We start from the raw sequence: 20,928 nt of genomic DNA on the forward strand, positions 1-20,928 counted from the left end.
AGCAGATGCCGCGTCCAGCGCCGGAGTTCGTGGAATGGTTCATGGGCTTGCCGTCGGCCTGGGTCACGGGCCCCGAGCACGAACTGACACCGAATCAGCAGATCACCGCGCTGGGCAACGGGGTGCTGCCGCTCCAAGCGCTGACCGCGATCCAGGCGCTGACACCCGAGGGCGAATGACGCCGGACGCCGAGGGCTGCCCAGGTTCAGGACGTCGCCACCAGCCTTCAAGACCCCATCTCCGGGCTCCGTCACTGCGGCGCCCGGAGGGCTGGTAGGCCGGATTGTCCAAGGGTCAGGTGCAGCCGTTGTTCCTGATGGCCAACCTACCGATCTTGTTGTTCGCTGACCGTCTCGACTCGCCGGGTACGCCTGACTCACCTCGCAGGTGCAGGGCCAGCCACCGCTCCTGGTGGCTGGCCTACCGGGAGGAGGCTGCACGATGGCGACGAGGCAGGAGGAGGCCCGCCAGGCGCGGGAGGCGAAGCTCGACGCCCTGCATGAACAGCTCACCGGCGCGGTCGAGCAGCTGGTCACGGGTGAGGACTGGGCCGATGCGCTGACGTTCGCCGCGAGGTTCCGGTCGCGCTCGTTCAACAACGTGATGCTCATCTGGGAGGCTCACGGGGCCAACTACGAAGCCGGAAACGTGCCCTCGCCGTTCCCCACGTATGTCGCCGGATACAAGCAGTGGCAGCAACTCGGCCGGCAGGTCGAGAAGGGCCAGGGCGGGTATCAGATCCTCGCTCCGGTCACCGGCAGGTTCGCCTCTGCGAACCCCTCGGACCCCGCCTCGTGGTATCGGCTGAATCGTGGCGAGAAGCCCAAGCCGGGCGAGGTGGTGCGCTCGCGGATGGTCGGGGTGCGTCCGGCCTACGTCTGGGACCCGTTATCCCGAGTTTCTCGCCTCACGCCCCGCGTGGTTCCAGTCTCGCGCGGCCCGGCGCGTCGGCGCAACGGGTGGTCAGCTCGCGGCGGCTTCGAGTGCGTCGGCGGCATCGTCGGTGAGTTCCTGCGCGCGTTGCATCGCGGAGCGGATGCGTTCGACTTCGAGCTCTCGGGCGGCGATCTGCCCGGCGGGTTCGCCGACCTCTCTGGCCTTGTCGAGGGCTCGGGTGTGGCTGTGGAGCATGCGCCGGAACACGGGCAGGGCACTCTTCTTCGGTTGGGCGTGGCTGCAGCCGAGGCAGACCAGTCCGCGGGGGCAGTGCTCGCCGGTGGGCAGTGCGCAGACGTGGGTGCCCATATCGCGCAGCGAGCAAGCCGCGGTGAACTCGGCCCACTCGGTCTCGGTGGGCGTCTGGTTCGCGGCCTGGCCGTAGACGTCGGTGTAGAGGCCCCGCATCGCGGCCCGGTAGTCGGTGACGAACTGGTCGGGGTAGAGCTTCGCGTAGATCATCACCGTGTTGATCGTGGCATGTCCGAGCAACGCCTGGATCACGTGGACCGGGGTGTGGGCGTTGAGGTGTTCGGAGGCGAATACGCGCCGGCAGCCGTGCGGGGTCAGGATCAGCGGCGACCCGTCCGCGTGACGGGCGCCGGCCTGCTCGGAGAGCCAGCGCAGCCGGCCGCGGATCGTGTTGGTGTTGACCGCGCTGGGATGCCGCAGGGCTTGCAGCAGGTAGGGCGCCCTGGGCAGGGGCCGTTTCTCGTGCTCGTCGCGACGGTCGACCAGGGGCACCTCGTCGGTGCCGTAGAAGCCGCGGACGTGGCGGATGATCTCGGCGATCACGCGGCCGAGCTGGTCGCCGATGGGGATGACGCGGGCGCGGCCGAACTTGCTGGGCTTGATGTGCAGCATGTAGTAGAGGCGTCCGTCGGGCAGGGAGCGGCGCAGCACGTCGAACGTGGTCAACTCGCAGGCTTCCTCGATCCGCAGTCCGCTGGTCAGCAGCAGTTCCAGCAGGCCCCAATCCCAGAACGCGGCCCGCTCCGCGACGATCAGCGCCCGGTCGTCGGGCCGCTCGCGCAGGGCGTGCTCGGCATCGTGCCAGCGGCGCAGCGCGAACGCGCGGATATTCGGGATCTCGCGCTGCAAGTCCAGGACCGTGGAGGTCATGCGGGCCCGCTGGCGTTTGCGGGCCTTCACGAACCCGGAGTCGAGCAGGTCGTGCCGGGTGAGCACGACCGAGGACGGGGCGTGCTCTGCCAGCGGCGAGTCGGTCTCGGTCGCCCAGGTCGACAGATCCGCGAAGAACACGCGGACCTCGATCAGCCACGAGTGCGCCGTGGTGCGATCCGCGTCGCCCTTGCGAGCCTGGCCGCGCCGCTTCGTCCTCGCCAGTTCGACGGCGACGGGAACGAACCCGCGAGCCTGCGAGGGCGTGATCTGCGAACACGACTCCACCTCGGGATAGTGCTCGCGCAGATAGCGGAAGAAGTGGCCCAGAGCGCCGGCCTTGTGCCGCAGTGTCGCATACGAATCGGAGAGCCGGCGAGCGTAGGTCTCCAAGTAGAGTCCGACGACCTCGACAAACGGTTCGGGCACTCCCGCGACGACGGCGAGCTCCCGTTCGCTGTGCCGTCCGGCGGTGCGCCTGCGGGCGCTTCCCGAGCGCGGGGTGCGGGCGAACACGCCGAGCTGACACAACAGCACGTCGAGCATGTCGGCTCCCTTGATGCCCGTGGGCGGGATCAGCAGATCGTCCTCGGCCAGCGCCTCGAACCGGTCGGCTCCTTTGACGAGCAGCAGGCGGGTGCCCATGTTCAGGGCCGTCTGGTGCGACTTCGGCGACCCCATCGAGCAGGTGGCGGCGGCCTCGATCAATCGGGCCTGGGCGACGGGTATCGGATCGTCTGCGGGCAGCAGCTTCGTCCAGTCTCCGATGCGGACGGTGGAGATCGTCGCCCAGGCCGGTCGCACCAGGCGCGAGATCACCAGTGCCCAGACGCCGAACCCCCAACGGACACCGACCGCCGGCCGGTCCTGCCCGGCCTGCCACTGCACCCAGACCTCGGCCTCGAACCGCGTCCAACGCTCGGCGAGAGTCACGCCCTCGATGCGGTCGAGGACGTCGAGGGTGGCGCGGACGGCCGAGAGCATCCGCGAGTCGTCGTAGCGCTTCGCGAACCGCCAACCGTCCATCTGGGCGGTCAGGTGCCGCAAGATCGCTTCCCGGTCGTAGGGCTCGTGACCCAGCCGCCTCGCGTGGGCGATCCCGCCGGTCACGACAGGTCTCCCGGCATGCGGCGGGGCGTGGCGATCGCGTCCAGCTCGACCAAGGTGAGGGCGTCGTAATGGAACACGTACTCCTCGATTCCTCCGGCTCCCGGCCCAAGGCGGGCGGCCTCGGCAGCGGCCTTGGCGCGACGCTCGACCCCGGCGACCGCCTCGACCAGGGCCCGCTGATCGGCGTGCGCGTAAGTATCAGCAGTCGTCGAGACGTGCCGGTGCCCCAGCAGCTCCTGCGCCGTCGCAAGCCCCGCGGTCGCGACCACCTCGGAGGCGACAGTGTGCCGGAAGACGTGCGCCGTGACCTGGACGCCGGCTCGGGCAGCGATCTGCCGCAACGCGGCCTCGAACGCGCTGTAGGTCAGCGGTCGCGGCCAGCCTCGCCGCAGCCCGACCCAGACCGCCTCACCCGGCGCATCCCGCCGCTCGTGCATGAGGTAGCGGTCGAGCAGCCGCCAGAACTCGTCCGTCACGGGTATCCGGTGCTCGTCGCGGGCACCTTTGAGACGGACGACGACCGCGCCGCCACGCCGATCCAGGTCCGGCATCCCCATGCCGAGGACCCCGTGTCTGCCGTGCTCGGCGCTCCAATCGCCGATCCGCGGCCCCGACCGCGACAGCAACGTCAACAGCGCCTTATCGCGCCACGACCTCGCCGCCGCGACCAGCCGATCCACCTCGACCGGCTCGATGACCGCGGGCAACCCCCGCGGCTCTCGCCGGCGCAGCTCAGCACGCCGCTGCCTGGGCGGGGCATCCCCGCCACCGCCCATGCTGTGCGCGAGCTCGCCCTGCCGGGCCGGAACCGGGGAGACGCGCCCCGCCCAGACACCGCCCTCAAGATCGCGGTCGATCAGGTATCCGAAGAACGAGGCGAGCACGCTCAGCCGGTGGTTGACCGTCCGCGCCGCACGCCGCGCCCTGATCGGTTCGCCGGTCGCGAGATCGACCACGCCGTGGTTCATCCGCCCCTCGCCCGCGGCGAACTCGCTGATGTAGGCCTCGATATCTGCACGCGAGACCTCGACCAGCACACGGCCGCCGCGGTGCAGCCAACGCGAGAAGTCCTCCAACCCCAGCCGGTACGAACGCATCGTGTAGCTGCCTCTGCCACGGCGTTCCAGATATCCCAGGAACTCCGTGATCGCCTCGTCCGGCACGCCCGTCTGCTTCATCGTCCGACTCCTTCGTCTCACTACCAACTGAGCACTAGCAGAGCAGAACGAGCAACCCAGAATCTCGAAAACTCGAGACAAGATGTCTCGCAGACCGCCGGTGACCCGATCCCCGAGCCGCCGGAGCCGGCCCTGCTGGAGGGTGAGGCACCGGACGGGCTTTGGGAGGGGCTGGCCGGGCAGGTGGAGGCCGCCGGGTACGAGCTGGTGCGGGTGCCGCATGAGGGCATGATCGACGGCGCCAACGGGCGGACGAGCTTCACCGAGCGGTGGGTCGCGGTGCGCGAGAACATGGACCCCGCCGCACAGGTGAAGACACTGGCTCACGAGCTTGCCCATGTGCTGCTGCACGACCCCGACCAAGAGGACGCCCGCCAGCACCGCGGGATCGCCGAGGTCGAAGCCGAATCCGTCGCGCTCATGATCGGCGCTGCCCACGGAATGGACACCACCGGGTACACGATCCCGTACGTGGCCGGGTGGGCGGTGAACGTCGACGGCAAAGAGCCCGTCGAGATCGTCAAGGCCACCGGGGAACGAGTGCGCAAGGCCGCCGCCGGGATTCTCGACCAGCTCGACACCGCCCAGGTGCCCGATGGCACCCCGCCGGGTCTGACCCGCGAGATTCCGGACCGCAAGCTCCCGGAGCAGCGCTCGCCAGAACGAGGAGTGGAGCCGTTGCCTGAACCCGAGCGCGGCCGCGAGCGGTCTGGTGTCCAGGGGCGGGGGCTGTGATGGCCGCCCGGAGCAGGTTCACTGCCGCGGTGGCGCGGATGGATGCCTCCTGGACGCTGCCGCGGGCCGCGGCGGCATTCGCTGAGGCGGGGGTGCCGGTGTTCCCGTGCGCGCCGGAGGGCAAGCAGCCGATCACCCGGCGCGGGTTCCACGATGCGACCGCGGACACGGCGCAGGTGCAGGCGTGGTGGTCGCGGTTCCCGGCCGCGAACATCGGGATGCCCACCGGCGCCCGCAGCGGCGTGGTCGTCATGGACGTCGATGTGCACGGCGTCAACGGCTACGACGCCCTGCGCCGAGCGCGCCGGTCCGGGCTGGTGAACGGGTGGGAGACGATGGTGCGCTCACCGACCGGTGGCTTGCACATCTACTACCCGGCCGGGAGCGGCGAGCAGCCATCGTGGCAGGCCGGGAAAGCGGGGATCGACTTCCGCGGGGATCGCGGTTATATCATCGTCCCGCCCTCGCGCCGCCGGATCGACGGCGAGAGCGTGCTCTACCACCCCACCTCCTTCGCCCCGACCGACAGCCGGCCCCTGGACGCGCAGCGCCTGCGCGAGTTCCTGACCCCGCCCCGGCCCCGCCCGAAGGGGGTATGCCGGGATGGGGCGGCGCCGGTAGATGCGCAGCGGATGGCGTCATGGTTGGGCGGACAGAGCACGGATCGGAATCTCAAACTGTTCTGGGCCGCGTGCCGTCTGGCCGAGGGCAACGTGCCCGAGGACGAGGCACTGGATGCGTTCGTCCGCGTGGAGCAACCTGACTTCGGGGAGCGGGAGATCACCCGCACCGTCCAGTCGGCCTACCGCACCATCGCCACCGGGCCCCGAGGAACGCGTGGCCCCGAGACGCCATTGGCCGGGGCAGCCAGCGACCTCCTCACACCCGTCAAGGCAGACAGGCCGGCGTCGATGGGCAGGGGGCTGGGATGAACGCGCTCTGGGGCCGCCGGTGGGCGGTGGTCGCCGCGGCATCGGGCACGGTGCTGATCGGCGGCGGCGCGTTCTGGCTGAGCTTCGTCGCCCTGGCCGATCTGGCGGTGCGCTCGGGCATCGACGCGGGGCAGGCGTGGATATGGCCGCTGCTGGTCGATGGGCTGATCGTCGTCGCCACCGTCGCGGTCGTCGCCCTCGACCGGCACCGCTCGGCCTGGTATCCGTGGGCACTGCTCATCGCCGGCGCGCTGGTGTCGGTGACTGCGAACGCCGCCCACGCGATCGTGGCCGCCACCGCGTCCGTGCCGGGCCTGCTGGCCGCGACCGTCGCGGCCGTCCCGCCGCTGGTGCTGCTGGCGTCCACGCATCTGACCGTCGTCCTCACCCGCTCCACCAAGCCCCCCGAGGCCTCGACACCGCTGGCGGACGCGCTGGCCCGCGCACCGCGTCCGGCGCTGACCGAGGAGATGAGCGCGAGCCTCGTCGCACAGGTCGATCCTGTCCGGCCGCCGGAGCTGCCCGAGCGCGTTGCGCCAGCCGGCACCGAGCCAGAGACACCGCAGCCCCAGCCTCAACCTCAGGATGAGCCCGCCCTGACGCCGACGCCTGAACCGTCGGAGCCGGTGGGGGCCGGCCCGGGCCGTCGGGAGCGGGCAGAGGCGCTGCGTGAGGCGGGGTGGTCGAACAAGGCGATCGCCCGCGAGCTCGGCGTGCACGCCTCGACGGTTGGCCGCTGGTTCCCCCGGACCCCCGGCCCGGAGACCACGAAGGAAGAAGACAAGGAGAAGGAGTCTGATCATGAACCCCAACGAGTATGAGCATCCGGCCCGGCGCACACCGGCGCCTGAGGAGGCACGGCCCGACCCGGTGGAGGCGACGGGCGCACCCGATGCGATCCAGGCCGCCGACGTCGACCGCAAGCCCAACGCGGAGGCTGTTGATCCGGCGAAGCGGAAGGCCCGCGGGGTCGATTGGTTGCGCTCCTCGGACCTGCTGGCCCGTGGCAGCGGGGTCATCTCGCGCCTGGCCATCGACTTCGATGCCCATCTGGCCCACAAGGCCCATGATCCGCTGGCCCGCGGCGTCAAGGACGTGGCCTCCCGTGCGCGGGAGCTGCCGCCGATCTCGGCGTTCGGACGCGGCACCAGTCACGACAGCGCCGGGCGCGGCCCGGTCGGGATGAGCTGAGGTGACCGGCCATGACGACCACCGTGCCCGCCGATCTCGCAGGCCGCGCTTCGCGCGGTGGGGCGGGGTCGTGCACCTGCTCGCCAGGAGGTGCCTGAACCATGACGACCCCAACGATGACCGCCAGCGCCCCGGATGAGGGCGGCGGTGAGGACTACACGACCAGCGCCGGGTTGCGCGCCCTGCTGCGACGGCTCCACCAGGCCGGGGAGGGTGCGTGGGAGCACGACACCCTCGCCCGGGAGCTGATGCGGTTCGCCGCGGAGAAATACGGCGCGCTGGCCCGCAAGCACGGGTTGGACCCGTGGGAGGCCGCGTCCGCGGCGTTCGATGTGATGCGCACCCGCTCCGCCCGCGAGGCCGTCGATCCGTGGGGCGTGGTCACCCACGCGGTGCGAATCACCTGCATCGCCGAGGAACGCGCCCAAGGGCTGCTGTGCTCGACGCATCAGGCTCGCCGTCCGCACATCTCCGCGTTCCACGACGCCGAGCGCATCTCGGATCGGGAGACGCCGCTGTCGGAGTATCACCCGGCGTTCCAGGTCACCGACCCCGCACCCGAGGATCAGGCCGACCACGGCGAGGCAGCGTCGGCGCGATCATGCGTCTCGGCTGGCTCGGCGGTGAAGGACGCGATCGCTCTGGTGACGATGCTCGGCTGGGAGCCGGCAACCGCGCGGGCGTCGGTGGAGCACATCTGCGCAGCGCTGGCGAAAGCCGGGGCCAGGCACACCGCCTACGAGAACCTGCGCCGCGACAAGCATGCCCGCGCCTTTCTCGATCTGCCAGGCCGGTCGTGGACGGGGCTTCTCAAAGCGCTGCTGGGCAACCCGCACCCGGCGCTGGCGGCGACCAGCGCGGGCCGGGGTGTGCTGCTGCGGCTGCTGATCGGCGAGTCGCTGCCGATGCTGCTGTGCGATGACGACCTCGTGCTGACGATCTGCCTGGCCGCGCCCAAGCGCCGGAAGTAACACAACAAGGAAGGATCGGGGGTGAGCGGTAATGGGTATCGAGCTGGAACGCACGGTCGATTCGATCCAGGTCGGTGCCCGACACCGCACCGACCTCGGCGAGATCGAGGCGCTGGCGGCCTCGATCCACGAGCACGGCCTGTTGCAGCCGATCACCGTGACCCCCGAGGGGGTGCTGGTGTGCGGGCGGCGCCGGCTGGAGGCGATCCGCCGGCTGGGCTGGCGGAAGGTGAGCGTCTGGGTGCGCTCGGGCCTCTCGGACAGGCTCGGGCACCTGCTGGCCGAGCAGGACGAGAACCTGCACCGCAAGCCGCTGACCCAGCTCGAGGCCGCCGCCCTCTACCGGGAGCTCAAGCAGTTGATGGCCGAAGACGCCGCCCGGCGGCAGGCCGCCTCCCAGTTCAGCGCCGATCATCAGCCCGGAAGTGACGGTGGTGCAAAATTTGCACCACCGTCGAACGGGCCGGCAGGCAAGGCTCGCGAGCAGGCGGCGGCGATGATCCCCGGCGGTGCCTCGCATGCGACGTTGGAGAAGATCAGCCAGGTCCAGCGCATCGCCGACGACCCGCAGCAGCCCGAGCCGCTGCGGGAGCAGGCAGCCGCCGCCCTGGCGCAGATCGAGGCCGGCGGGCCGGTCGACCCGGCCTACCAGCGGGTGCGCGCCGCGGCGGCGGAGGCTGAGCAGGCCCGGCAAGCCGAGCTGCACGCGATGGCCGCCGACGCCGTCGCCCGCGTCACGACCTCAGGAGAGGGCAAACCTCGGAAGAAGCCCGGCTCCGCGGTGCCCGCGCAGGTGCCGGGGCGGTGGCCGGTGGCCGCGTTCGTGCAGACCTGGACCTCGTTGACCGGATGGTGGAACCACTACGACGCAGGCGAGCTCGCCGGAGAGCTCACAGAGGAGCAGGCCACGATCTTCCTGGATGTAGCCGAAGGCACGGCCGCGTTCGCCGCCCGCCTGCGCACCCTCCTCACCACCGACACCGGACAAGCCGAGGCAGGGCACGTCGAGGACAGCACCGATGCCGGTCCCGGCGGCGGGTCTGTCGAGACCGAGACCACTGCCGAGACCGAGACCACAGGCGAGACCGTGCCCTCGCGGCGGCATCTTCGCGCCCTCTAGATCGCGGACTCTCGCCCGGCGCCACTGTCGCGTGGGGTAGGGCCGGTGCACCTGGGCGGCATGAAGACTACCTCTGCCGACTCTCACTCACGTCAGCGTCTGATCGTGCTGCTGGCTGCCGGTCTGACCGTCCTGCTCCTCGCCGGGATCGGCGTCTACGGGCTGATCTTGGGGCCACGAACCGGGCCGCCCTCCGACGACGACGATGCGCCGGCGGCGACCGCGCCCTCAGAGCCTCCTCCCGCCTATCCCGAGCGGATCGCCCCGGTGCGAGCCAGCAGCGACCCGGACGTGTTCGCCCGCAACGTCGCCGAAGCGTTGTTCGCGTGGGATACCGGGGCGGGGTTCATGCCGCTGGACTACACCGCGGTGCTGATGGAGGTCGCCGACCCGACCGGCACCGAGCAGGCCGGGCTGGCCTCCGATATCGCCACCTACCTGCCCACGCGGGAGACATGGGGCGATCTGCGCCAGTACGCCACCACCCAGCACCTGGAGATCACCGACTCGTTCGTGCCCGAGGCGTGGGCGGACGCCGAGGCGCAGGCGCGACCGGGGCAACTGACCCAGGGCACCACGGCGATCACGATCGAGGGCGTCCGTCACCGAGCCGGGGTCTGGAACGACGAGGACGTCACCAGCGAGCACGAGGTGAGGTTCACCGTGTTTGTGATCTGTGAGCCCGCCTACGACACCTGCCATCTGCTGCGGCTGTCCGAGCTGGACAACCCCCTGCGCTGACCCGGAAGGAGAGGAGTGTCGTCGTGTTGAAGAAGCTCGCCATCGCCCTGCTCGCGCTGGTGCTCGCCGCACCGTTCATGTCGCTGGTGGGGATCGGGCTGCTGATGAACCCCGCCGCCACCGCGACGTGCACCGTCCCTGGCGGGAACATCATCGTCGGAGAGGTCCCCGACGAGCTCGACGTGGAAACCCGCGACGGGGAGACGTTCACCCTGAACCAGCAGCAGCTGACCCACGCGGCCACGATCATCGAGACCGGCTCGGGCATCGAGGGGGTCGGGCGCGACGGGATCATCATCGCGCTGATGGCGGCGCTGACCGAATCGACGCTGCGACAGCTGTCCAACACCAGCGTCTACCCGGAGTCGGCGGATTACCCCAACGACGGCGACGGCAGCGACAACGACTCCTTGGGCCTGTTCCAGATGCGGCCACAGGCCGGATGGGGCTCGGTCGAAGAGCTCATGGACACGACCTACCAGGCGGAGGCCTTCTTCGGCGGCCCGACCGGGCCGAATCATCCCTCGCCGCGCGGTCTGCTGAACATTCCCGGTTGGCAGGACATGGGCAAAGGCGAAGCGGCGCAGAGCGTGGAAGTCTCCGCGTACCCGGACAGGTACGACAACTACGAGCCCGTCGCCGAACAGATCATCGCCGCCCTCGCCGGCGCCGGCGGTCCCGCCACGGCCACCCCGGTCGCGCAGGCCGCGCCGGCGAACCCGTTGGCGGAGTCCTCGCGGGTGGTGTTCCCGTTGCCGGAAGGCACCTGGGTGCTCACCGACGAGTTCGGGCCGCGCACCCACCCGATCACCGGGGAGCAGTCCTTCCATACGGGAACGGACTTCTCGGCCCCCGACGGCACCGCGATCCTGGCGGCCGCGGATGGAACGGTGACCGTCGCCGAATACTCCGACCAGTGGGGCGGGCAGGTCGTCATCGAGCACCAGATCGACGGCGCGACCGTGGCGACGGCGTACATCCATTCCTGGGCCGATGGCATCCATGTCGCTGCCGGCGACCAGGTGACGGCCGGGCAGCACATCGCTGATGTCGGCAGCTCGGGCATGTCCACCGGCCCCCACCTGCATTTCGAGGTCCGCGACGGCGGCACCGACGGGGAGCACATCGACCCGGCGCAGTGGCTCAACGCCAACGACGCCGCCGATCTGCCCGAGGCCGAGGTCGGCCCACCCGAGAACGGCTGCGACCCAGAGGGCGAGGGCGGCCAGGGCGGCGAGCCGGACCCGTTCGAGGGCGAGAACCCGGACGAGCTGGTCGATGACCCGACCACGGACGGGCAGATCACCCGCCGCACCCTCCACCTGTATGAGCAGACGGCCGCGGCGTTCCCCGAGACGACGTGGGCCTGCTACTCACCCCGCCCCGGCACGGTCTCGGAGCATCCGCTCGGGCGGGCGTGCGACCTGGCTTTCGGCAATGCCATCGGCCAGATGCCCACCCCACAGCAGCTCGAATACGGATGGGAGGTCACGAATTGGATGAAAGACCATGCCGAGGCCCTCGGGGTGGACTATCTCATCTGGCAGGACAAGATCTGGTCCCTCGCCCGCGATTCGGAAGGGTGGCGCGACTACGCCCACGGCACCGATATCACGACCCGTCATGAAGACCACCTCCATGTGACCGTCGCTGATTCGGGCGGTGATTCCTGATGGGCGTTTTCCCCGATTTCGAGGGCCTGGCCGGGATCGGTGACCTGGAAGAGGTCATCGGAGCATTGTTGACGTTCGTGCTGGTGATCGCGGTGCTGATGCTCATCGTATCGGGCATCATCTGGGCCATCGCCTCCTCGACGGGGAACTACGCCGCCGCCGGCAAGTCCCGCACCGGCGTGCTCGTCGCCCTGGGGGCGGCGATCCTCGCCGGCGGCGGGGTCGCGTGGATGAACTGGCTCATCGGCGTCGGCCAGCAGCTCTGACCCCGCCACTTGGCGGCATCGCGCTCCTTCCCGGCTCGCCGGGGGCGGGCGCTTCTGCGTGTCTGGGAAGGCGGGTGCACCTGATCGCGAGAACCCCTCTCTCGCCGTAGCCACAAAGGAGCGCCCTGCCATGACCATCCTGACCCTCGTCACCGAAGCCGCCAGCCTCGTGCCGGTCATCCCGGCCGAGATCGACATCAACCCCAATGACTCGGGGCTACCCGGAATCGACCAACTGCGCACCATCGTCGGCGCGATCATGACCGTCGGCCTGATTCTCAGCGTCTTGGCATTGATCGTCTCCGCGATCGTGTGGGGTTTCGGCTCCAATTCCTCGAATCCGCATTTGAGCGGGAGGGGAAAGATCGGCGTTCTGATCTCCTGCGGTGCGGCGGTGATCTGCGGCGCGAGCGTCACATTGATCAATTTCTTCTGGAACGTCGGCCAAAGCGTCTGAAACCGACTCGCGTCGACCCTGCTCTGTAAGGGAGGTTTGCGATGGCGCTGTGCGATATCCCCGTCATCTCCAATGTCTGCGATTCCGCCGGTGAGGCCGCTGCGTCGCTGATCTCTGCACCGTTCGACTGGTTCGCCCAAGCCGTCGGCGGGGCGGCGGGTTGGCTACTGGAGGCGATGTGGACGGTGTTCGACACCACCACGATGGTCGATGTCACCCAAGACGGCTACGTGTCCGTCTACAACCTGCTGTTCGGGATCGGGGTGTTCATCATCCTGATCTTCTTCTGCTTCCAGCTCATCCTCGGCCTGATCCGCCGAGACCCCATCGCCCTGAGCCGGGCGGCACTCGGGGCGGGGAAAGCCGTGCTCGGATCGTTCGTGGTCATCACCCTGGCCGCCCTCGCACTGGAGATCACCGATCAGCTGACCACCGGGATCGTCCAGGCCGCCGGGGAGACCACCGAGTCGATGGGCGACAAGATCATCCTGCTGGCCGCCGGGCTGACCGCCATCAACGTCTCCGCCCCCGGCGTCGGCGCGATCGTCACGATCTTCCTGGGCGGGCTGATGGTCGCCGCGATCGCGATCGTCTGGTTCAGCTTGCTGATCAGAAAGGCGCTGCTGCTGATCGCCATCGTGCTCGCGCCTTTGGCGTTCGCGGGGGCGGCGTGGGATGCCACCCGCGGGTGGATCGGCAAATGGGCCGCGTTCGTCCTCGCCCTGATCATCAGCAAGCTCGTGCTGGTCGTGGTGTTCCTCATCGCGATCACCCAGATGGCGACCCCCATCGAGGCGGACCTGACCGCGATCACCGAGCCGATCACCGGGATCGTGATGCTCGCGATCGCCGCGTTCGCCCCGTACATGGTATACCGCGTCATCGCGTTCCTCGGCTTCGACCTCTACAACGCCATGGGGAGCGAACAAGAAGCCAAGAACGCGATGAACCGGCCGGTGCCGGTCCCCGCCAAGCCGCAGGGCGACGGACCGAAGAAGGTCCTCGACGACGGCAACAACAAGGGAGGCGGAGGCGGCGGTGACGATCCGCCCCCACCCGGCGGCGGTGGAGGCGGCGGGAACCCGCCCCCGCCCGGTGGCGGAGGGGGTGGCGGCACCCCACCACCTCCCGGCGGCGGCGCCGGCGCGGGAGCCGGCGCAGGGGCGGGCGCGGGCGCTGGTGGTTCTGCCGCCGGAGCCGGGGCCGCAGCAGGACCCGCCGCGGCCGTGGTGATCGGCGCGGAGGTCGCCAAGAAGGCCGCCACCGCCGGCCCGGAGGCCGGGAAGGCCGTCGGCTCTCAGGCCGAGGCCGCCACCGACGGCGCCAACCAGAACACCGACAGCAGTGGCGGCGGCAGCGGTGGGTCGCCTGCCTCGCAGGCGCCCCCGCATCAGAATCCGCAGCCCCACGCCCCGTCTGGCCCGAACCCGCCTCCAGCCGGCGGTGACGCTAAGCCGCCGGCGGGCGGGAAGGAGTGAGACCTGTGAGCACAAAACACAGCATCGAGGACGCCGGCACGAGCACGGGCACCGAGTTGGTGCCGGTGAAGTTCTCCCGCTTGACGCGCCGCGGCGTGTTGTTGGGACTGTCCGCCTCGCAGCTCGCGGCCCTGGGCGTGGGCGTCCTGGCCCTGGTGGGCGCGTTCTACGCCGGCGGCGGGATGCTTATCGCCTACACCGCACCGGTCTGGATGCTCTCGATCGTGCTGACCTGGATGCGCATCGCGGGCCGTCCGCTCGTGGAATGGATACCCGTGGCCGGCTGGTGGCTCTGGCGCACCACGGGCGGCCAGCTGCTGTATCGGCGCCGGATCGTGGCGCCCCGGCCGGCGGGAACGCTCGCGCTGCCCGGCGACATGGCCAGGCTGCGCGAACATCTGGACCCCGAGACGGGAGCCGGGATGATCCACGACCCCCATCAGGGCACGTTGACGGTGGTGTGCCAGGTACGGCATCCCGCGTTCGTGCTGCTGGACCCGGCCGAGCAGCATCGCCGGGTCACGTCCTGGGGGCGGGTGCTGGCGACCGTGTGCCGGTCGGGGCGGATCGCGACCCTCCAAGTGCTGGAGAGGACCCTGCCGGACTCGGGCACCGGCTTAGCGGAGTGGTGGGCCGCCCACGGCACGCAGGATGACTCGTGGGCCTCGACCACCTACCAAGAACTCATCGACCGGGCCGGCCCCGCCGGGGAACGTCATGCGACCACCATCTCGCTGTCGCTGGACATGAAGGCCGCCGCCCGTCAGATCCGGACCGCCGGCGGTGGCCTGCGCGGGGCCGCCGGGGTGCTGCGGCAGGAGATGGGCACCCTGACCGCCGCGCTACGGTCCGCGGACCTCACCCCGACCGGGTGGCTGACACCGGGCCAGATCGCGGTGACCCTTCGCAGCGCCTACGATCCTGCGGTCGCGGCCACGCTGGAGCGCCACGGCGAGCTCGGTCAGTCTTTGGCGACGGCCGGACCGGTGGCGGTGAACGAGTCCTGGACGAGCCTGCGCACCGATTCGGCTCGTCACGTCGTGCTCTGGATCAGCGAGTGGCCCCGCTCGCTGGTCTTCCCAGGATTCCTGGCCCCGCTGGTGCTCTCCTCCGGGATCGGACGGGCGCTGTCGCTGCTCTACACCCCGATGCGCACCGATCAGGCCGCCCGCGACATCCGCAAGAAGAAAGTGGAGCACATCTCCGACGCGGCACAGCGGCGACGGATCGGTCAGATCGAGGACGCGAGCCAGACCGCCGAATACGAAGACGTGCTGCAACAGGAGGCCGATCTGACCGCCGGACACGGGGTGCTGCGTCCTTCCGGACTCATCGCCGTCTCCGCGCCGACGACCGAGGAGCTGGACGCGGCGGTCTCGGCGGTCGAGCAGGCCGCGATCCAGGCCTCCTGCGAGACCAGGCGGCTGGTCGGGCAGCAGGCCGCGGCGTTCACCGCCGCCGCCCTGCCCCTGGCCCGCCGCATCTGACCCGGTCGCCGGGGTGCACCTGCTGGGCATCCGTGACCGTTCATCATCCGGGAGGCCCGTCATGCCCACGTTCTACGACCCTGTCGCCGACGCCAGCGAAGCATCGGAGGCGCTACGCGGCCTGGCCCACGCCAGCCGCGACTTCACCCACCCCGAAGACGCTTACGGGGTGATCGGCGACCTGCTTGCCGCGGCCCGCCGGTTCGAGCAGGTCCTCGACCAGCTCGCCCGCATCCATGCCGAGCCCGACGGCCGGGCCTTCGACGATCACGGCGACCAGGCCGCCGGCGTTCGTGACGCCAGCGAGACCGCGGTCGAGCTGAGCCGAGCCGCCCGCGTGCTCGGCCTGGCCGAGGAGCGGCTGAACGCCGCCTCGCAGGCTGCCGGACGCATCGCCTGGCACCCCGCCGCCGTGGACGCGGTTCAGGCGGAGGCCCCGGTGTCGCGGTGGGTGAACGTCGTGTTCCTCCAAGGCGGCGAGGCTGACGAGGTGCTGTGGCTGATCGACCGTGACGGCCCCGACGCCGCGATCGAGCACCTGGCCGGTTACGACTACGGCGCCGAGACCACGGACGCGGCGATGGAGAACGGCTACGTCTACGACACGCCACCGGTGGCCGCGCTCGACAAAGAGGCGACCTCGGGCGAGTACACGATGACCTACAACCCCGACATGGGGCATGTCGGCCTCTACCGCCGCCACCCGATCCCGCCCGAAGACAGCCTCGACGCCGAGACCCCCGCGCCCGCACCGACCGCCCCGGCCCAGGGTGCAGGCGGTGTCGCCGGTGGCGCGGCAGGCGCAGGAGCCGCGATGGGTGCCGGCGCGGCGACCGGTGCCGCAGCGGCGCTATCAAGACGGGCCACTGGGCCTCGCGATCCCGTCGCCCGCGGGCACCAGAGGCCCGCGCACACGGCGAAAGGCGAGCCGCCGATGCCGGAGACGGACGGGTCCTGGTTCGCCCATCCCGGAGTCGCGGCCGTCAAACGCGATCGCGGCCTCGGCCTCTGAGTCACCCCGGTTCGTGGTGCCGTCGATCCCCAGCGGGTCGGCGGCATCGCCGCGTTCCGGGGTCGGCCTGGTGCACCTTGGCCGCATCACCGTGTTCGCACCCGTCTGGGAAGGTCGCCGATGCCCACATACGAAAAGGAACGTCTGCATACCGCGGTGCTGGTCGCTCCGGCAGCGGAGCGGCGCCGGCTGCGCAAGCAGCGCCGCCAGGCCGCCGCGAAGCTCCAGGCCGAGCAGAAGCGGCAGGAGATGGCCGAGGCGAAAGCCAAAACCGCCGCCGAGCGTGCCGAACGCAGGGCCACCCGGTACCTGCCCGCCGCGGGAGAGCCCGGCCCGGCCGCGCTGAGATCGCCGGTCCGGTTCCGGCTGCCGCGGCACCAGGACACCTCCGCAACGCTCGCGGCACAGTACCCGTTCCTCGCCGAAGGCGGCCTCGGTGCTGCGGGCGTGTTCGTCGGCCAAGACCTCTACTCGGGAGGAAGCTTCGTCTACGACCCGTGGGTGCTGTACCAGGCCGGGGTCATCACCGCCCCGAACCTGGTGCTCGCCGGCATCGTCGGTTCGGGGAAGTCCTCGCTGGCGAAGTCGCTCTACACCAGGAGCCTGCCATTCGGCCGGCGCGTGTATGTGCCCGGTGATCCGAAGGGCGAGCACACCGAGATCGCCCGAGCGGTCGGAGGCCGGGCGATCCAGCTCGGCCACGGCCTGCCCACCAGGCTCAACCCGCTCGATGAGGGATACCGGCCCAGCGGGCTCAGCGACGCCGAATGGGAAACCACCGTCGCATCACGCCGCCGCGATCTGATCGGAGCGTTGACGGAGACGGTGCTGGCCCGATCGATGTCACCGTTAGAGCACACCGCGATCGACACCGCTTTGACCGAGACCGTGCGTGAGAACACGGTGCCGATCCTGCCGATGGTCGTCAACCATCTGCTGCACCCCTCCAACGACCCCGACGGGCGCCTGGCCGAGGACGGACGGATCGTGGGCCACGCGCTGCGCCGACTCGTCGCCGGTGATCTGTCCGGGTTATTCGACGGCCCCAGCACGGAGGTGTTCGATCCGACGCTGCCGATGGTCTCTCTCGATCTTTCCCGCGTCACGGAGAACTCCACCCTCGTATCGGTGCTGATGACCTGTTCGAGCGCGTGGATGGAGTCGGCGCTGCTGGACCCGAACGGCGGGCAGCGCTGGTGCATCTACGACGAAGCCTGGCGGCTGATGAGCGAGCCGGCGCTGTTGAAAAGGATGGATGCGCACTGGAGGCTTGCCCGCGCCTACGGCATCAGCAACATGCTGATCTTCCACAAGCTCACCGACCTGGAGAACGTCGGCGACCAGGGATCGGCCATGAGATCGCTCGCCAACTCCCTGCTCGCCAATGCGGAGTCGAGGATCATCTACCGGCAGGAGTCCGACCAGCTCGGCACCACCGCCAAGACCCTCGGACTCACCGGCACCGAACGCGAACTGCTGCCGACGCTGGGCACCGGGCAAGGGCTGTGGCGGATCAAGGACCGATCCTTCGTCGTTCAGCACCAGCTCCACCCGGCCGAATACGAGCTCTTCGACACCACCAGACGTATGGTCGAGAAAAGCTAAAAGTTCGCGCTATTTCTGAAGGTTTCGGCGGGAAATTTCTGCGGTCGATGATGTTGACAGACTAGTCGAAAGCGGATGTTCGGGGAAGGTGCTTTCTCACTTGCCGGGGCCGGCTATCGCGGCGGCGGCGAATCGTGAGCGGGTGCCGGGTCGATCTCGGCTGCGAGTACGGCGAGAAGCGCGGAGGCCTGTTCGGCGACGACGGTCTCCCGCTCGCGGGAGATGCCCTCGGTCTCCAGATCGGCGGGAGCCTGGTTCTCGGCGATCAATCGGGGAAGCTCCGCGCTGAGGACCGCAGCCCGGCGGAGCGCGCCAGGCGGGGAGCCCGCCTGTTCCCAGGCGCGGAGGACAGCCTGCCGGATCAGGTCCATCGCTTCGGCGTCGACTGAACCGATGGCGTCGAAGGCCATGTGCCGGGAGAACGCCCTGCTGGCCAGAGTGCGGGCTACTTCCTCGTCTCGGGTCGTTGCGACGTCCATGACTTCGACTCTAGGACGATCAACGCCCACCGGGTAGTGGCCCGGTAGGATCGCGTCCAGCGCGATGCCCAGCCTGGGGGCGGCATGCGCGGGCGCGGGCGGTGCACCTGGGCGGCATGAGACGACACGCCACCCAGCCCGAGTCTGCGCCGGTATCGATGCGCACCGTGATCCTCGACATCCAGACCGACGGGTCGATGACCGTCACCATCGACGGCGCCTCGTACCTGCCCGAGGAGGGGGCATGGGTGCGGGCGTCGTTCCCGCAGATCATCGACCACGCCAGCGATGAGCGCACCGTGCCGGTGCGGGTCGAGGTGCACGAGGCCGACGGCACGAGCTTCACCGAACTCCTCCCGGCCCGGTCACCCCGCCCCGAGCCGGCAGCCGAGCCCGCGCCGAAGCGGAAGAAGGACAAGCCGGCGTCGCCTGCGCTCATCGAGATCACCGGCGAGGGATTCGTCGCCGGCGAGGACGTGGCCTGCTGCGTCATCGTCTCGCACACCGACGCCACCCCGCACGGCACCGCCCGCGCCGTCCTTGAACCGAAGCAGGTCAAAGGGGTCGGTGAGGTGGTGCTGGTCGGGCGCATCTCCGGCACCGTCGTGACCCGGAGGCTGCCATGAGTACCCCGCAGGGCCGGCAGACCGGCAGCTTCGGCGACGAGCTGACCAACGCCGCGATGATTGCCCTGGTCGGGGTGTTCGGCCTCGCGCTCGTCCTGCGCGGCGCCGGGTCGGTGGCGACGTTCCTCACCGGCGTGGCGCAACCGGCGGCCGGGCCTGCCGCCGGGATCGGGGTGCTGTTCCGGCCGGGCGATCCCGCCGGCGCGCTCGATGCCCCAGGGTTGCATCCGTTCGCGTACTGGGCCGTGGCCGCGGTGCTGCTTGCCGGCCTGGTCGCCGGGGGCTGCTGGGTCTGGATGCGGCTGCGAAGGCATGCGCGCAAAGCCTCGACCGACCCGCACACCACCGCCGGCATCGCGACCCGCCACGAGGTCGCTGCCACCGCTTCCTCGACGGCTCTACTGAAACGCGCCCGGAACCTGCGGCCCTCGCTGGACAAGCCCGAGCCGGCAGACGTGGGCTACCGGATCGGCACCAGCCGGGGCCGGGAGGTCTGGGCATCGGTGGAAGACTCGATTCTGCTCATCGGACCGCCCCGAAGCGGCAAGGGCCTGCACATCGTGATCCCCGCGATCCTCGATGCGCCCGGCGCGGCCGTGGTCACCAGCACCCGCCCCGACAACCTCACTGCCTGTCTGCGCGCCCGCAAACGCGTCGGGCCGGTCGCGGTGTTCGACCCCCAGCATCTCGCCGAGGGATTGCCGGCGGGGATGCGCTGGTCACCCATCCGTGGCTGTCACGATCCGCTCACCGCGATGATCCGCGCCACCGGTCTCGCCTCGGCCACCGGTCTCTCGGCTGGCGGGGTCGAGTCCGGTGGGTTCTGGGAAGGCAAGACCCGCACCGCGCTCCAGGCCCTCCTGCACGCTGCGGCCCTGGATGGCCGCTCACCGGCCGAACTGTTCCGCTGGACGCTCGATCCCTCCGCCGCGGCGGAGGCTGTCGCGATCCTCACCAACTCACCCGATGCGGCGACCGGGTGGGCGGACTCGCTGGAATCGATGATCGATGCCGACCCCAGGACCCGCGACTCGATCTGGCAAGGCGTCTCCTTGGCGCTCGGAGCCCTGGCCGACCCCAGGGTGCTCGACGCGGTCAGTCCCGGCCCCGGTGAGGACTTCGACCCCGAGAGGTTCATCCGCGACAAAGGCACCCTGTTCCTTCTGGCCACCGGCGCCGGAGCCGGAGCCAGCGCGGCACTGGTGGCGGCGCTGGTCGAAGACCTCGTGGAGACCGCCCGCCGGATCGCCGCCCGGTCGCCCGGTGCGAGGCTGGACCCGCCGCTGCTGCTTGCCCTGGACGAGATCGCGAACCTCGCCCCGCTGCCCTCGTTGCCGATCTTGATGGCGGAAGGAGGCGGCACGGGGATCACCTGCATGCCGGTCTTGCAGTCGCTCGCGCAGGCTCGCGACCGGTGGAACGAGAACCAGGCCAACGCGATCTGGGATGCGAGCATCGTGAAGATCATCCTCGGTGGCGCCTCCAGCTCCAAAGACCTCCAGGACCTGAGCACCTTGATCGGCGAGCGGGATGAGTACACCGACAGCGTCACCTTGGGCGATCACGGCACCCGCCAGAACCAGCGGTCGGTGCGCCGAGTGGCGATCTTCCCGCCAGACCGCATCCGCACCCTCGCTTTCGGCACCGCGGTCACCCTGCTGCGCGCTGCTCCGCCCATCGTGACCGACCTGCGCGCCTGGCCGGCCCACCCAGATGCCGCGCGGTTGAAAGCGGATCGCGAAGAGATCGAGTCTCTGCTGCGCCGCCCCGACCGCCCCTGACAGGTCGGATCGGATCGCCGTCGTGCAC

General features: G+C 70.2%; 19 protein-coding genes and 2 pseudogenes. 18 read left to right on the forward strand and 3 right to left on the reverse strand.

Annotated features, from left to right (window positions below):
- Nucleotides 1-5: 5 nt before the first annotated feature.
- On the forward strand, nucleotides 6-179 hold the full coding sequence (locus ACPUD7_RS09495) for a hypothetical protein (RefSeq protein WP_167854426.1): 174 nt from the start codon (nucleotides 6-8) through the stop codon (nucleotides 177-179).
- Nucleotides 180-441: 262 nt separating this feature from the next.
- Nucleotides 442-885, forward strand: a pseudogene (locus ACPUD7_RS09500) (ArdC family protein); the annotation flags it as partial.
- Nucleotides 886-963: 78 nt separating this feature from the next.
- Here the strand turns inward: ACPUD7_RS09500 and ACPUD7_RS09505 are convergent.
- Both ACPUD7_RS09505 and ACPUD7_RS09510 read right to left on the reverse strand, forming a co-directional pair.
- A complete protein-coding gene (locus ACPUD7_RS09505; RefSeq protein WP_425119751.1) occupies nucleotides 964-3,168 on the reverse strand; it encodes a tyrosine-type recombinase/integrase in 2,205 nt (734 codons plus the stop codon).
- Nucleotides 3,165-4,346: a tyrosine-type recombinase/integrase gene (locus ACPUD7_RS09510; protein WP_425119753.1), complete on the reverse strand. Its 1,182-nt coding sequence runs from the start codon at nucleotides 4,344-4,346 to the stop codon at nucleotides 3,165-3,167. The genes ACPUD7_RS09505 and ACPUD7_RS09510 overlap by 4 nt, the downstream gene beginning before the upstream one ends.
- A gap of 81 nt (nucleotides 4,347-4,427) precedes the next feature.
- On the opposite strand from ACPUD7_RS09510, the pseudogene ACPUD7_RS09515 reads away from it, so the two are divergent.
- From ACPUD7_RS09515 to ACPUD7_RS09580, 14 genes and pseudogenes are all read left to right on the forward strand, one after another.
- Nucleotides 4,428-5,081 (forward strand): annotated as a pseudogene (locus tag ACPUD7_RS09515) (ImmA/IrrE family metallo-endopeptidase); the annotation flags it as partial.
- A gap of 38 nt (nucleotides 5,082-5,119) precedes the next feature.
- Nucleotides 5,120-6,013 carry a bifunctional DNA primase/polymerase gene (locus ACPUD7_RS09520; RefSeq protein ID WP_135540447.1) on the forward strand — a complete coding sequence of 298 codons (894 nt, stop codon included), beginning with the start codon at nucleotides 5,120-5,122 and terminating at the stop codon, nucleotides 6,011-6,013.
- On the forward strand, nucleotides 6,010-6,834 hold the full coding sequence (locus tag ACPUD7_RS09525) for a DUF2637 domain-containing protein (protein WP_205683350.1): 825 nt from the start codon (nucleotides 6,010-6,012) through the stop codon (nucleotides 6,832-6,834). The genes ACPUD7_RS09520 and ACPUD7_RS09525 overlap by 4 nt, the downstream gene beginning before the upstream one ends.
- Nucleotides 6,815-7,204, forward strand: a complete 390-nt coding sequence (locus ACPUD7_RS09530) for a hypothetical protein (protein ID WP_135540138.1) — start codon at nucleotides 6,815-6,817, stop codon at nucleotides 7,202-7,204. The genes ACPUD7_RS09525 and ACPUD7_RS09530 overlap by 20 nt, the downstream gene beginning before the upstream one ends.
- A gap of 101 nt (nucleotides 7,205-7,305) precedes the next feature.
- Nucleotides 7,306-8,175 carry a hypothetical protein gene (locus ACPUD7_RS09535; protein WP_425119754.1) on the forward strand — a complete coding sequence of 290 codons (870 nt, stop codon included), beginning with the start codon at nucleotides 7,306-7,308 and terminating at the stop codon, nucleotides 8,173-8,175.
- Nucleotides 8,176-8,206: 31 nt separating this feature from the next.
- Entirely contained in the window at nucleotides 8,207-9,295 is a 1,089-nt protein-coding gene (locus ACPUD7_RS09540) for a ParB N-terminal domain-containing protein (RefSeq protein WP_135540142.1), read from the forward strand.
- A gap of 60 nt (nucleotides 9,296-9,355) precedes the next feature.
- On the forward strand, nucleotides 9,356-10,036 hold the full coding sequence (locus tag ACPUD7_RS09545; protein WP_135540144.1) for a hypothetical protein: 681 nt from the start codon (nucleotides 9,356-9,358) through the stop codon (nucleotides 10,034-10,036).
- Between the two features lie 23 nt (nucleotides 10,037-10,059).
- On the forward strand, nucleotides 10,060-11,709 hold the full coding sequence (locus tag ACPUD7_RS09550) for a M23 family metallopeptidase (RefSeq protein WP_135540146.1): 1,650 nt from the start codon (nucleotides 10,060-10,062) through the stop codon (nucleotides 11,707-11,709).
- Complete coding sequence (locus ACPUD7_RS09555; protein WP_135540148.1) at nucleotides 11,709-11,975, forward strand: DUF6112 family protein; 267 nt, start codon at nucleotides 11,709-11,711, stop codon at nucleotides 11,973-11,975. The genes ACPUD7_RS09550 and ACPUD7_RS09555 overlap by 1 nt, the downstream gene beginning before the upstream one ends.
- Nucleotides 11,976-12,105: 130 nt before the next feature.
- Complete coding sequence (locus tag ACPUD7_RS09560) at nucleotides 12,106-12,432, forward strand: DUF6112 family protein (protein WP_135540150.1); 327 nt, start codon at nucleotides 12,106-12,108, stop codon at nucleotides 12,430-12,432.
- A 41-nt stretch (nucleotides 12,433-12,473) separates the two neighbouring features.
- Nucleotides 12,474-13,910: a conjugal transfer protein TrbL gene (locus ACPUD7_RS09565; RefSeq protein ID WP_205683351.1), complete on the forward strand. Its 1,437-nt coding sequence runs from the start codon at nucleotides 12,474-12,476 to the stop codon at nucleotides 13,908-13,910.
- A gap of 5 nt (nucleotides 13,911-13,915) precedes the next feature.
- The gene (locus tag ACPUD7_RS09570; RefSeq protein ID WP_425119755.1) at nucleotides 13,916-15,397 is read left to right on the forward strand and encodes a PrgI family protein; all 1,482 of its coding nucleotides are present in this window, start codon (nucleotides 13,916-13,918) and stop codon (nucleotides 15,395-15,397) included.
- 61 nt (nucleotides 15,398-15,458) lie between these two features.
- Nucleotides 15,459-16,409 (forward strand): hypothetical protein, encoded by a 951-nt coding sequence (locus ACPUD7_RS09575; RefSeq protein ID WP_167854427.1) that lies wholly within the window; start codon nucleotides 15,459-15,461, stop codon nucleotides 16,407-16,409.
- A 120-nt stretch (nucleotides 16,410-16,529) separates the two neighbouring features.
- Entirely contained in the window at nucleotides 16,530-18,014 is a 1,485-nt protein-coding gene (locus ACPUD7_RS09580) for an ATP-binding protein (protein ID WP_135540154.1), read from the forward strand.
- Between the two features lie 113 nt (nucleotides 18,015-18,127).
- Here ACPUD7_RS09580 and ACPUD7_RS09585 read toward each other — a convergent pair whose 3' ends face one another.
- Entirely contained in the window at nucleotides 18,128-18,493 is a 366-nt protein-coding gene (locus ACPUD7_RS09585) for a hypothetical protein (protein WP_135540156.1), read from the reverse strand.
- 116 nt (nucleotides 18,494-18,609) lie between these two features.
- On the opposite strand from ACPUD7_RS09585, the gene ACPUD7_RS09590 reads away from it, so the two are divergent.
- Nucleotides 18,610-19,119 carry a hypothetical protein gene (locus ACPUD7_RS09590; RefSeq protein ID WP_425119756.1) on the forward strand — a complete coding sequence of 170 codons (510 nt, stop codon included), beginning with the start codon at nucleotides 18,610-18,612 and terminating at the stop codon, nucleotides 19,117-19,119.
- Nucleotides 19,116-20,900 (forward strand): TraM recognition domain-containing protein, encoded by a 1,785-nt coding sequence (locus ACPUD7_RS09595; protein ID WP_425119757.1) that lies wholly within the window; start codon nucleotides 19,116-19,118, stop codon nucleotides 20,898-20,900. The genes ACPUD7_RS09590 and ACPUD7_RS09595 overlap by 4 nt, the downstream gene beginning before the upstream one ends.
- The last annotated feature ends 28 nt before the right edge of the window (nucleotides 20,901-20,928 follow it).

Origin of the sequence: Brevibacterium sp. FAM 24630, assembly GCF_049804075.1 — a bacterium.
Classification (GTDB): Bacteria; Actinomycetota; Actinomycetes; order Actinomycetales; family Brevibacteriaceae; genus Brevibacterium.